Below are 12,937 nucleotides of genomic sequence, written 5' to 3'. Positions count from 1 at the left end.
CGTAATTGAACCCACGAACGGACAATGAAATGACCGAAGCCCTCCCCCGCAATAACGGGACACCGCTCAAGCCGGAATGGTTTGAGGATATGTCCGTCAATCGCAGCGCTTCCGAGCGCCGTGCCGCTACGATTAGCGCCCGCCGTTCGGTGAAAAAGGAATATCAGGCGGCGTGGCTCATCCGCGCCATCCAGTGCATAGACCTGACGACGCTTGCAGGCGACGACACGGCGGGCCGCGTGCGCAGGCTCTGCGCCAAGGCGCGCCGTCCGGTGCGCGAGGATATTCTGGAAGCGCTCGGCCTTGCAGATGCAGGCATCACCACCGGCGCGGTCTGCGTTTATCCCACCATGGTGTCCCATGCCGTGAAGGCGCTTGAGGGTTCCGGCATTCCGGTTGCCTCGGTGGCGACAGGCTTTCCCGCCGGACTGACGCCGCTGCCGCTCCGCCTTGCTGAAATCACCTATGCCGTCGAACAGGGCGCAGATGAAATCGACATCGTGATTACGCGCGAGCATGTGCTGACACAGAATTGGTCGGCTCTTTACGATGAAATTGCCGCCATGCGCGAAGTCTGCGGGGATGCGCATATGAAGGCGATCCTCGCCACCGGCGATCTCAATACGCTGACCAATGTTTATCGCGCCTCGATGGTGGCGATGCAGGCAGGCTCCGATTTCATCAAGACCTCGACGGGCAAGGAAGACGTCAACGCCACCTTGCCAGTGAGCCTGACCATGGTGCGGGCGCTGCGCGATTATGGCGAGCTTTCCGGTCAGAGTGTCGGCTTCAAACCCGCGGGCGGCCTCAAGACCGCAAAGGACGCGCTGGCCTGGCTCACGCTGATGAAGGAAGAACTCGGCAATCGCTGGCTGGAGCCCGACCTGTTCCGCATCGGCGCATCGTCGATGCTTGGCGATATCGAACGGCAATTGGAGCACTTCGTGACCGGGCGCTACTCCGCCGCCAACCGTCACGCCGCTGCTTAAACTTGGAATTTCGCATTCTCCTGCGCAAAACCACTTCGCACTTTTGCTGGAAATGCTCGTAAGGAAAATTTGAAATGCGACCCATCAAGGACATCCTGAAGACCATGGAATATGGACCTTCCCCCGAAGCAAACGGCGATGTGAACCTGTGGCTGGAACAGCATGGCCGTTCCTTCGGCCACTATATCAACGGGACCTTTGTCAAACCGGAAGGCCGCAAGGCAATTGCGGTTGCCAATCCGGCCAATGGTGACAAGCTCGCCGAAATCACCTGCGGCAACGCGGATGATGTCGATCAGGCGGTGAAAGCCGCCCGCACCGCTTTTGGCAAATGGTCCAAACTTTCGGGCTATGAGCGGGCCAAGTATCTCTATGCCATCGCGCGCCATATTCAGAAGCGCGAGCGTTTTCTGGCCGTACTGGAAACCATGGACAACGGCAAGCCGATCCGCGAAACCCGCGACATCGACATTCCGCTCGCCGCCCGTCACTTCTATCACTATGCAGGCTGGGCCGAGATGTTGGAAGATGAGTTCAAGGGCTTTTCGCCCGTTGGCGTCTGCGGTCAGGTCATTCCGTGGAATTTCCCGCTTCTCATGCTTGCCTGGAAGATCGCACCAGCTTTGGCCGCCGGTAACACGGTCGTGCTGAAACCTGCCGATCTGACGCCGCTCTCGGCCATTGCCTTTGCCGAGATCTGCCATGAAGTCGGCCTGCCCGCCGGTGTCGTCAACGTCGTGCAGGGCGATGGTAGCACCGGTGCGGAAATCTGCGGCCATGACGGCGTGGACAAGGTGGCCTTCACCGGCTCGACACAGGTTGGTCGCGTCATCCGCGAACAGATTGCCGGATCGGGCAAGAAACTGTCGCTGGAACTGGGCGGAAAATCGCCCTTCATCGTCTTTGAAGATGCCGATCTTGATGCCGCAGTTGAAGGCGTGGTCGATGCCATCTGGTTCAATCAGGGCGAAGTCTGTTGCGCCGGGTCGCGCCTGCTCGTGCAGGAAGGCATTGCCGAGCGCTTCTATGCCAAACTCAGAAAGCGTCTCGAGACATTGCGCGTGGGTGATCCGCTGGATAAATCCACCGATGTCGGCGCCATCGTTTCACCCGGTCAGGTGAAGCGCATTTCCGATCTGATCCAGAAGGGCATTGAGGAGGGCGGCGAGCTCTGGCAGACGCCGAACCTGCTACCCGCAAAGGGCAATTACATCGCGCCCGGCTTCTTCACCGAAGTGGATCAGGCATCAACCGTCTGTCAGGTGGAAATCTTCGGACCGATTGCGGCGGCGACAACTTTCCGCACACCGGACGAAGCCGTCTCGCTCGCCAACAACACACGTTACGGATTGGCCGCTTCGATCTGGTCCGAAAACATCAATGTCGCACTCGATCTTGCTGCGCGGGTGAAGGCCGGCGTCGTCTGGATCAACTGCACAAACATGCTGGATGCAGGCGCAGGCTTCGGTGGCTATCGCGAAAGCGGGTTCGGTCGCGAAGGCGCACGCGAAGGCATGTACGAATATCTCGTCTCCGATTGGGAAAAGGCACTGTCCGCGACCAAGATTGCGGAAGCCTTCGTGCCATCAGCTTCGCCCTCCGGCGACGACAAGATCACCATCAACGGTATCGACCGCACGATGAAGAACTATATTGGCGGCAAGCAGGCACGTCCGGATGGCGGCTATAGCTATTCGGTCACCGGCAAGGGCGGCTCGGTCATCGGTCAGGCTGGCATCGGCAACCGCAAGGACATCCGCAATGCGGTGGAAGCTGCAAGCAAGGCTGGAAGCTGGGGCGCAGCCACTGCGCATAACCGGGCTCAGGTGCTCTATTATCTTGGCGAAAACCTCGATGCACGCCGCACGGACTTCGTGGCACGGCTGATCGAAAGCACCGGCGTCAGCGAAAAGAAAGCGGAAGAGGAATTTGAAACCGCGCTGCGCCGGATTTTCTATTATGCCGCACAGGCCGACAAGTTCGACGGAGCGGTTCATTCCACCAAGTCGCGTCATGTGACACTGGCGATGAACGAACCATGGGGCGTGATGGGCATCGTCTGCCCCGACGAAGCGCCGCTTCTCTCGTTCGTTTCACTGGTACTTCCCGCCATTGCCATGGGTAACCGGACGGTCGTTGTACCATCGAGCCGTCATCCGCTGATCGCAGGTGATTTCTATCAGGTGCTCGACACGTCCGACGTGCCCGGCGGCGTGGTCAACATCGTCACTGGCGAGCGTGACCTTCTGACGAAGACACTTGCCGAACATGATGACGTTGCTGCGCTCTGGTATTTTGGTTCACGTGAGGGCAGCGCAATGGCCGAAAAGGCGTCAGCCGGAAACCTCAAGGCCACATGGGTCACCAATGGCCGCTTGCCGAACTGGTTCAACAAGACCGAAGGACAGGGCCGGGATTATCTGCGCCGTGCCATTCAGGTGAAGAATATCTGGGTGCCATACGGGGCATAGATCAGAACCAAAAGGCCCGCTTCGGCGGGCCTTTTGATGCAGGGTTTTCGCGCTTATTGCGGCACCCACAAAATAGTGTCTGGATTGATCCCCAACAGGAGGGCCTGTGCGACCGCTCGCGCCTTCAGCTCTCCGCTTGCCTCGGGCTCGCGCGAAAGCACCCAGAAATAGCTCCGCGTCGAACCGACAATGATCGACCACTGGTAGTCGTCTTCATCGATATCCACGATATTATAGCCCCCGTAGAAGGGTCCAAAGAATGAAACTTTCAACGCGCCTTCATCGGCAGATCGCACAAAGCGAGCGATTCCTGTGGCTTGTGTCCAACGCGCTTTCCATGGATCGAAGCCGCGATTGACCACTTTTACGGTTTGATCGGGATTCAATGAATATTCCGCCGTCGTCCGGGTTAAACCGCGCTCGAAGCGGTTTTCAAGCCGCCCGATCTCGTACCACTTGCCGAGATAACGCGTGAGATCGAAGGGTTTTACCGGCACGATACCCTGCGGGATTTGCGGCGAACTTGCCCGTGTCAGCGCATATCCTACCGCCAATCCTGTCAGACCAAGAGCAAGCTTTCCAAATCTCATTGTCTTCCCTTCCTTTGTCGCATGAAGGGACAAACCGATGCGATGGCGATTGGTTCCCGACGGTAAACAAGATGAGCTTCCGCAGCGTCATGCCACTGTCATGCAATCGGAATAGAAGCTCCCAATCTATTTGGATTGTGGGAAAATGTTGCATTCCTCGAATATTAAAGCGGATGTCGCCGTTCGGGCCGAAGGGCTGAATCTGGCCTACGGCACGGCCACCATCTTGAAAAATATCGATCTTTCACTGCCGAAGGGACAGACGCTCGCTTTGCTCGGGCCATCCGGTTGCGGCAAGACAACGCTGCTCCGTCTCGTGGCTGGCCTTCTCGCCCCGACGAAGGGCTCGATCACAATCAACGGCGTCACCGTCGCCGATGCCAAGACAGGATCGTTCATTCCGCCTGAGAAGCGCCATCTCGGCATGGTGTTTCAGGATTATGCGCTCTGGCCGCATATGACTGTTTTCGGCAATGTGTCCTTTCCGCTCGAAATGCGCGGCTTCGGCCGTGCAGAGCGCGAAAAGCGTGTTGCCTCGGCACTCGACCGCGTCGGTCTTTCGGGCTTCGGCGAGCGTGCCATCAGCGATATGTCGGGCGGCCAGCAGCAACGCGTCGCCATTGCCCGCGCCATCGTCGCCGAGCCGGGACTGGTATTGTTCGACGAGCCGCTTTCCAATCTCGACCGCGAACTGCGCGAAAACATGGTCACCGAGATCGGACAGCTTGTCGCCAATCTCGGCCTGACCGCGATCTATGTCACCCACGACCAGAGCGAAGCTTTCTCGCTTGCCGATCAGGTAGCTGTCATGCGCGCCGGTGTGATCGAACAGCTCGCCGCCCCCGAGGCGCTTGTCGCAGAACCGACAACACCGGAAGTCGCAGATTTTCTGCGGCTCGGCTGTGTCGTCCCGGTGGAGCGGCGTGAAAACGCCTACAGGATTGCACGCACCGAGATCCACATCGCCCATGGCTCTCATGCGGGACAGGCAACGCATGTCTTGTTGCCGTCGCGCTCGGTTCGCAGCGTGCCCGTCCATGAAGCTGCAATCCCGGCAACGGTCCTGCGCTCGCAGTTTCGCGGCGACGGTCATCTGACCACAGTGCGCATCGGCTCGCAGCAGGACGGCCACGAACTGACCTATCTCGACAGCATCCGTCTTTCACCCGGCGTTCCGGTCGGCATCTCCGTCGATGCCAGCCAGCTGCGCTGGTTCTCAAAATAGACCATTCCATCAGGAATATCTCAGGAGGCAAACATGAAAAAATCCATTCTCGGCGCGGGGCTTGCGCTTGTCACCGCTTTGCTGGCCAGCACTGCGGCCTATGCAGATATCACGGTTTACTCGGCTGGTCCGGGCAGCCTGATCGAAAAGCTTGCCGCAGGCTTCACCGCCAAGACCGGTGCGAAGGTCAATGTCTTTCAGGCAACGACCGGCAAAGTCATGGCGCGCATCGAAGCGGAAGCCGCCAATCCGGTTGTCGACGTTCTGATCTCGGCCTCATGGGATACGGCAACCGACTTCGCCAAGCGTGACTGGTTGGTCGCCTATACCAGCCTGAACGCCGAAAAAGTGCCGGATTTCCTCAAGAATGAAACAGCGGTCGCGCAGGGCGTCTCTGCCCTCGGTATCGCGTGGAACCCTGCCAGCAAGACGCCGAAGCCCGCCGAATGGGCGGATCTCGCCAAGCCTGAATACAAGGATCTCGTCAATCTGCCGGACCCGGCACAGTCGGGAGCAACCTTCGAGCTCGTTGCCGCCCTTCAGGCGCAACAGGGTTGGGACCTGTTCCGGAACCTGCACGAAAATGGCGCAACTGTCGCCGGTGCCAATGCAGAAGCTTTGAACCCCGTCCTTCAGGGCGCCAAGGCCGCCGTGTTCGGTGCCGTCGACTACATCTCGCTCGCGGGCAAGGCCAAGGGTGAATCCATCGACGTCATTTTCCCGACATCCGGCACAGTGATTGCACCGCGACCGGCCATGATCCTCAAATGGTCGAAGAACCAGGACGAAGCCAAGCAGTTCATCGATTATATGCTGTCCGACGAAGGCCAGAAAATGGTTGCCGACACCTATCTGATGCCGTCGCGCACCGACATTCCGGCCAATCGCCCGCTGATCGGCGACCTGAAAATCCTGCCGATCGACGCCAAGGAAGTCTATGGCAAGCGCAACGATACGCTGAAGGAATTCGGCGCCGCTTTCGCAGCCAGCAACTAATACTTGGGGGACAGACAGATATGAAGACAGGCAGTGCGGCGGCTGGCAACCCGCTCGGATTTGTTGCGGTAGCCGGGCTTGCATTCATTGTCGCGGTGCCGTTTGTCTTCATCGTCCTTCAGGCAATCTTTCCGCAACTGGGGAGAGGCTCGCTGGCCGAGCCTTTTCTGCATCTCTCGGCCCTGTTTGAAGACCCGAAGCTTTTGCGCATGAGCAGCAATACCGTTCTGCTCGGGCTTTCGGTGGTTGTGCTTTCTGCCCTCATCGCCGTACCGCTTGCAGTTTTCCGGGCACTCTACAAGGTGCCGTTCGCCATATTATGGGACGTGCTGATGCTCGTGCCCTTCATGATCCCGCCCTATATTGCCACGCTTGGCTGGATAATGACCCTGCAGCCGCGCGGTTATCTTGAACAGCTCACAGGTTTCAATCTGGCTCCATTCCTGTTTTCTGTCGCAGGCATGAGCTTCGTCATGGCGCTGAACACGTTTCCGCTCGTCTATTTCGCGGTGTCGCGTACGATTGAAGCAGTTGGCGCTCGTTATTCCGATGTCGGACGGGTGTTCGGGGCTTCGCCGTGGCGCTCCTTCTTCCGCATTACCCTGCCCCTGGCGACGCCGGGCCTCGCGGCAAGTCTTCTTCTGGTTTTCGCGGCAGCTATCGAGGAATACGGTACGCCAGCAGCCCTTGGACGCCGTTCCGGCTTTGACGTTCTGGTAACGGAAATTGATCTGCGCATTTCCGACTGGCCTATCGACCTTGCAGGAGCTGCCGTCTTTTCGCTGGCGCTTGTATGCCTGTCGCTGGCCGCCTTTCTCGTCCAGCGCTGGATACTGACGCGCCGCTCCTATGTGACGACGGGCGGCAAGCCGCAGGCAAAGGACAAGCGTCCGCTTGGGGCCCTTACAATTCCGGTGGTGGTTCTGTTCGCCATCATCGCCTTTGCTGCGACCGGCATTCCTCTGCTGGCCATTCTGGCGACCGCTCTTTCCAAAACCGTATCTGGCGGGTTGACCCCATCGAACCTCGGCTTCGACAATTTTGCAGCCATTGCCGAAGACAGCGCAGGTGGCATGCGTGCACTGGTCAACAGCCTGTCACTCGGTGTTGCGAGTGCCCTGCTGACAGGACTGCTCGGCGCGGTTGCCGCCTATGCCGTGGTGAAGATGCGCTTTCGCGGGCGTTTCTGGCTCGACATACTGACCGTCCTGCCCAATGCCCTGCCCGGCGTCGTTGTGGCCGTCGGTCTCATTCTGGCATGGAACCAGCCGATGCTGCCTGTCTCGCCCTACAATACGCCGCTGATCCTGCTGCTTGCCTATTGTTGCATTCTTCTGCCGCAGCCGATCCGCTATGCATCGGCTGCCTTCCACCAGATCGGCGACAATCTGGAAGCTGCGGCACGAGTGTGCGGCGCAAACAGCTTTACCGCTTTCCGGCGCATCATGCTGCCTCTGATCGCCCCCAGCCTGATAACGGCGATGTTGCTCGTCTTTGCCGTCGCCACGCGTGAGCTCGTCGCATCGATACTGGTGGCTCCGGTTGGAATGCAGACCATCTCGATCTTCATCTGGCGTCAGTTCGAGCAAGGCTCAGTCGGCCTCGGCATGGCCATGGCATTCATCGCCATTCTCATCACCACGCTTTTGCCCTTGGTTCTGATGGGGTTGTTGAAGCGCTCCGGTCTCGTTAGAATTTGACCTTCCGTTCCCAATCGGGAAATGCCAACAGCAGGGTCGAAATTCCAGTGCCTTGAAAAGCCGGGAGAACCGTTTTGACGAAACAAGCCGTTGTCTTGAAAAGAGAAGAATGGGCGAGGCGTGATGATGCCTGGTCTGGGCGCGTCGAAGGCAAGAGATTTGGCACCGATGCGTCGATCATATTCTTCTCGACCGATGTTGTAGGGCATGGTCCCAAACTGCACCGGCACCCCTATGACGAGATTTTCATCGTCCGTCAGGGAAATGCCCTGTTCATTGTTGGCGATGAACAGATCGAGGCGACGGAGGGACAGGTTGTCTTCGGTCCGGCAAACATACCGCACAAGTTCATCAATCTCGGGCCCGGGCGTCTGGAAACAACCGATATTCACGTTACCCAACATTTCGAGCAGGAGGACCTCGAGTGAAATAGGGGCAACGTCTCCCCCGCATTTTGGTAGAATTATCTTGTCTTCGCCTTCAAAGATGATAATTTTAGTCATATTAATGCGACGGTATCCGGGCGCATTTCTTACGAAACATGTCCGGCCATGAAGCCGGAATTCCAATGAAACGCTGTCGCATACGGATCGGAACGTTTTGGGCTTCTGGCATTCGATGATCTGGCAAGCCGAAGGCATCCGGGTGGTTGCGCCGGTTCAATGGCGCGTACTGGACGGGCTGGTCAGTGTCTATTGGGAGGCTGAAAGCCAGACGGGAGCCAATGGCTATTTCCTGTCGCACGATCCCCGCATCATGATCTTTTTTCAGGATGTTTCGTCAAACATTCGCATATCGAACGACAGCAGCGTCCTTACCCAGCATCACCGCCCGATGACGCGTGCGATCTACATACCCGCTGGCGTACCGATGTGGACGAATACGGTTTCGCTTCACCGGTTTTCGCACCTGAACCTGCATTTTCACAAGGATCGGCTGCTCAAATATCTAAGTCCGACACTCGGCACCTCTATGGCCATGGCCGCCATGCGCAGTCCGGTGGAAATTCAGGACCTTGGCGCCATAGAAATGCTTGCCCGCCTGCTCGTCGATGAAACAGCCAATCCGGTAAAACACGGGCTTTTTGCGGAAAACCTCATCGGCAGCATTCTGACCGGGCTTCTCGATATACCGAACGAGGATAACAAGCAGGGCTACGGCCGCCTCACCATGGCGCAGATGAACAAGCTGAACGCACGGTTCGACAGTTGCGGTGATCGCCGGTTAAGCGTCGCCGAAATGGCGGCAGCGGTGGGTCTGTCGGAAAGCTGGTTTGCCAATGTCTTCAAGCAGACAACCGGGAAAACTCCGCTGCAATGGCAAATGGCGAAGCGCATCGATCTGGCGCAACAATTGCTGGCAGATAGCAACCTGACCGTCGCTGGCATCGCAGCACAGCTCGGGTTCACCGATCAGGCTCATCTGACCAAGGCTTTCCGTCAGGTGGTGGGAGAAACGCCAGCCGCATGGCGGCGCTTCCAGTCGAACCGCTGACCAATTTCGGATTGTAAGCTCCGCCGCCTGTTTCCGGCGGAGCTGCTCATCCTACCAGGTGCGGCGAAGCGTTGCCGTGATCTCGCGACCGGGATTGTAGAAATCCGCTCCGAAACCGCCATAGGCGACGTATTTCTTGTCGAACAGATTGCTGACATTGACCTGCAGCGCTGAATTATCGAGGAACTCGTAAGTGAATGCGGCATCGAACACGACATTGCCGCTGGTGCCCGACGTATTGGCTGGCGTGAAGTAATACGCACCAATATAACGACCGCCGACACCGATTGTCATGTCGCCGCGACGACCACTGCCCTCGATCTTGTAGTTCGCCCAAAGCGAAGCGAGGTGCTTAGAAACAAATTGCGGGCGGTTGCCCTCATTGCCACCGGTACCGTTCTCTACGATCTCGGGGTCCATATAGGAATAGGCCGCGATCAGGTTGAGATTGTTCGTCAGCTCGGCCTTGGCTTCCAGATCGATACCGCGAACGCGAACCTCGCCAATCGTGGATGGCTGAAGTGTGATAGGATTGTTGACCGAGATATTGTTCTTGGTCAGATCATAAACGGACGCGGTGAACAGGGCCGGAAATGCAGTTGGCTGGTATTTCACGCCGACTTCGATCTGTTCGCCCCGCTCAGGATCGACACCAATGGCCGGAGGAGCGACCGATTCAGCATAGCTCGTATAGACCGCCCATTCATCCGTTACCCGATAGGTGAGGCCGAAGCGGCTGGTGAACTCGCTCAGATCGCCATCTGTCGTCTTGTTGCTGAGATTGTTCGTCTGCGACAGGTCGAGCCAATCATTACGCAGACCGACACTGGCGATCAGCTTTTCCGCGAATGTCAGATCCTGCTGAAAGTAGATCGCCTTGGTTTTCTGCTTGGTTGACGTGCTGCCGATAAGAGGCAGATTGACCGGAGCACCGGTAAAGACAGGATTGGTCCAGTCGATGCTCGGTGCCGGGCCCCAGAGCGTCTTGTTGGTGGCCGAATAATTATTGTATTCGACGCCCGCCATCGTCCGGCTTTCGAACCGGTCAAAGCTTGTCTCATATTTCAGGTTCGCATCGCCCACGAAGTTCTCGGCTGAAGCTTCATTGCCGAAGAAGTCGCGCTTGGCAATCGTGGAACCATCGGTCGGTGTGGACGCAATATAGGCATAGCCGAAATCGGTGTCCTGCTTGCTGTAACGCCCGTTGGCGCTCATGCTCAAACCATTGCCGAAATCATGATCGAACATGGCGCTGACGGTATTTCTGTCGGTGCCGCGATAGTTGAAATCCGGCTCGCCGAAAAAGCGGCTTCTGTTGAAATTAGAGCGTTTCCCTTTCAAGTTGGATCATATCCGCACGAGTTGAAGTAATTCTGAGCCTCTTGCGGTTCGATGAGTTCAACCATCTGACCGATGCGATCCCAAAGCCCATTGACTGTTCTCTCGGCAGCCTTTCGTAAAAGCGCCTTCAGCTTGGAGAAGGCCTTTTCGATCGGGTTGAAGTCTGGACTGTAAGGTGGAAGGAACATCATTGTCGCGCCGACCGCCTCGATCAATTCTCTTGCTGCCGGTCGTTTGTGGCTGGACAGATTATCGAGGATGACAATATCACCTGGTTTCAATGTTGGAACCAACACCTGAGCGACATACGCCTCGAACCAATCACCGTTGATGGGGCCGTCGATGACAAGTGGCGCGACCATTCCCGTATTGCGCAGCCCCGCAACCAACGTGGTCGTTTTGCGATGGCCGTGAGGAAAACCCATTCGCAACCGCTCACCCTTGCGGCACCGCCCATGACTACGGGCCATATTGGTCGCTGTCCAGGTCTCATCGATGAACACGAGCCGCTCTGGATCGAGATCAAGTTGCTCCTCGAACCAGCATTGCCGCTTTTCCAGAACGTCTGGACGGCTTTGCTCTACAGCATGGCCAGTCTTTTTTTACGCGTTTGTTCGTGCCGGACAAGAAAGCGGTGCAGTGCCGACTTGCTGATTATGATGCCTTGGGCGGCCAAATCACTGCGAAGTTCGAAGAGAGTACCGTCCCTGTGTTCGGCGAGCCAGATCATGATCTGATCAGCATGAGCTTCTGTCTTGTGAGAATTGCGGTCGCCGCCCAGTGGACCGGGTCGAACATTTCCCTGCTGGAGTTGAAGGTTACGCCAACGGCTAACGCTGGCTGCGCTTACACCGAAACGCTCAGCAGCCTCTCGATGCGATGCACCGCCATCAACGGCAGCAACTACACGTATTCGAAGATCAATGGAAAGGGCTCGCGACATATCTGCCGACCTCCATCGGCAGATAGCTTGAATCAGAAAGTAACTGATTTGCAAAGCCTGCTGATTCAATCAGGCAGGGAAACGCTCTAGTGCCGACCGGATGACCGCCGCTTCCGGGCACGCCATTGCGGTGAAGATGATCGAAGATCACCGTCAGATTGGTCGCATCGCTCGGACGCCACGTCAGCCCGCCCATGATGAACTTTTCATCATCGCGCGAATAATCATATTCGGCGTCAGAATCCTTGAATTTGCCGGTTAGGCGATAGGACAGCGTTTCGTCGCCGGTCAGATTATCACCGAAATCAAAGCCGACTTCCTTGTGATTGAACGAGCCGCCCGTGACATAGGCTTCGCCGAAGCGCTCGCGCTTCGGTCGCTTGGTCACGTAATTGACCATGCCACCCGGATCGGAAACACCGAAAGCCGTGGAGCTCGCGCCTTTCAGAACTTCAATGCGTTCAAACGCATAGGGTTCTTCGCGTATGCCGCCAAAAGGACGGCCGAGGGACAGCCCATCGCGATAAGTGTTGGCATCGAAACCGCGGATCTGGAAAAAGTCGAACCGGTCATCCGACCCGTAGAAATTGGTGGAGACACCCGCCGTATATTGCAGCACCTGCTCGACGGTCTGGGCGTTGCGCTCTTGTATTTCCTTGGCGGTGATCACCGATACGGAGGCTGCCGTATCCATGATATCCGTCGCCATCTTGCCGCCGCCGGTGGTTCTCGTCGCGACAATCGACTTGGAATCGTCGTCGCGCCCGCCAGTCCCATCAACTGTAATGGTCTTGAGCACCGTCGGCGTTTCCGTTGTCGTCGCCTGCTGCGCCAAAGCCAGACCCGGCATGGAAACGACAAGCGCCGTGCACCCCAGAAGAATTGCCCTGCGGTAGCGAACCTGGGTGGTTTTCTTCATCTCAGCGGTCTTTTCAATGTCCATGGTCAGGTCCGATATGCAGTTTGCGGCGATCGCTTTCGGCGACGGTTTTCAAAGTGTGGAGACATCGACCAGCGTTGCGATCAACGACCGGATGAGCCCGATCGTCGAAGCAATCAAGAAACTGAAATTGTCCCCGGATCGCCACTAACTTGAGAAGCTTTGTCCAGTATTGTAGAAAACTGCTTTTTTGTAGGAAATCACGGTTAATTCGCAACAGCTTTATCAAGGTGCGAGCTTCGGCCTTG

General features: G+C 57.3%; 10 protein-coding genes and 2 pseudogenes. 8 read left to right on the top strand and 4 right to left on the bottom strand.

The window, feature by feature from the left end:
• The first annotated feature begins 29 nt into the window (after positions 1–29).
• Together deoC and OANT_RS14705 are read left to right on the top strand one after the other, a co-directional pair.
• Positions 30–989: a deoxyribose-phosphate aldolase gene (deoC, locus tag OANT_RS14710; protein ID WP_011982586.1), complete on the top strand. Its 960-nt coding sequence runs from the start codon at positions 30–32 to the stop codon at positions 987–989.
• Positions 990–1,063: 74 nt separating this feature from the next.
• Positions 1,064–3,460, top strand: coding sequence for an aldehyde dehydrogenase family protein (locus tag OANT_RS14705; protein WP_011982585.1), 2,397 nt, complete (start codon positions 1,064–1,066; stop codon positions 3,458–3,460).
• 53 nt (positions 3,461–3,513) lie between these two features.
• On the opposite strand, the gene OANT_RS14700 is transcribed toward OANT_RS14705, so the two are convergent.
• Positions 3,514–4,050 (bottom strand): lipocalin family protein, encoded by a 537-nt coding sequence (locus tag OANT_RS14700; protein ID WP_011982584.1) that lies wholly within the window; start codon positions 4,048–4,050, stop codon positions 3,514–3,516.
• Between the two features lie 145 nt (positions 4,051–4,195).
• Between OANT_RS14700 and OANT_RS14695 the strand changes: the two genes are divergently transcribed.
• The 5 genes from OANT_RS14695 to OANT_RS14675 all read left to right on the top strand — a co-directional run bounded on the left by OANT_RS14695 (position 4,196) and on the right by OANT_RS14675 (position 9,465).
• The gene (locus tag OANT_RS14695; RefSeq protein ID WP_040128487.1) at positions 4,196–5,275 is read left to right on the top strand and encodes an ABC transporter ATP-binding protein; all 1,080 of its coding nucleotides are present in this window, start codon (positions 4,196–4,198) and stop codon (positions 5,273–5,275) included.
• Positions 5,276–5,308: 33 nt separating this feature from the next.
• Positions 5,309–6,271, top strand: a complete 963-nt coding sequence (locus OANT_RS14690) for an ABC transporter substrate-binding protein (protein WP_011982582.1) — start codon at positions 5,309–5,311, stop codon at positions 6,269–6,271.
• A 20-nt stretch (positions 6,272–6,291) separates the two neighbouring features.
• On the top strand, positions 6,292–7,971 hold the full coding sequence (locus tag OANT_RS14685) for an ABC transporter permease (RefSeq protein WP_011982581.1): 1,680 nt from the start codon (positions 6,292–6,294) through the stop codon (positions 7,969–7,971).
• Between the two features lie 74 nt (positions 7,972–8,045).
• Positions 8,046–8,399, top strand: coding sequence for a cupin domain-containing protein (locus tag OANT_RS14680; protein ID WP_011982580.1), 354 nt, complete (start codon positions 8,046–8,048; stop codon positions 8,397–8,399).
• Positions 8,400–8,571: 172 nt separating this feature from the next.
• A complete protein-coding gene (locus tag OANT_RS14675) occupies positions 8,572–9,465 on the top strand; it encodes a helix-turn-helix domain-containing protein (RefSeq protein WP_040128488.1) in 894 nt (297 codons plus the stop codon).
• Between the two features lie 51 nt (positions 9,466–9,516).
• Here the strand turns inward: OANT_RS14675 and OANT_RS14670 are convergent.
• The 3 genes and pseudogenes from OANT_RS14670 to OANT_RS14655 all read right to left on the bottom strand — a co-directional run.
• Positions 9,517–10,791: pseudogene (locus OANT_RS14670) on the bottom strand (TonB-dependent siderophore receptor); the annotation flags it as partial.
• Positions 10,792–10,802: 11 nt separating this feature from the next.
• Positions 10,803–11,749 (bottom strand): IS630 family transposase gene (locus OANT_RS25760; protein ID WP_011982578.1). Its coding sequence is split into 2 segments (ribosomal slippage): positions 10,803–11,410 and positions 11,410–11,749, totalling 948 coding nucleotides; the frame shifts between segments, so codons are not numbered across the junction.
• A gap of 88 nt (positions 11,750–11,837) precedes the next feature.
• Positions 11,838–12,692, bottom strand: a pseudogene (locus tag OANT_RS14655) (TonB-dependent siderophore receptor); the annotation flags it as partial.
• On the opposite strand from OANT_RS14655, the gene OANT_RS26755 reads away from it, so the two are divergent.
• A complete protein-coding gene (locus OANT_RS26755) occupies positions 12,685–12,840 on the top strand; it encodes a hypothetical protein (protein WP_158304333.1) in 156 nt (51 codons plus the stop codon). The pseudogene OANT_RS14655 and the gene OANT_RS26755 sit on opposite strands and share 8 nt — an antisense overlap.
• Positions 12,841–12,937 lie beyond the last annotated feature (97 nt).

It is taken from the genome of Brucella anthropi ATCC 49188 (genome assembly GCF_000017405.1).
Taxonomy (GTDB): domain Bacteria; phylum Pseudomonadota; class Alphaproteobacteria; order Rhizobiales; family Rhizobiaceae; genus Brucella; species Brucella anthropi.
Note: the sequence above shows the minus strand (reverse complement) of the source record. Positions and strands in the feature narration are given on the sequence as shown.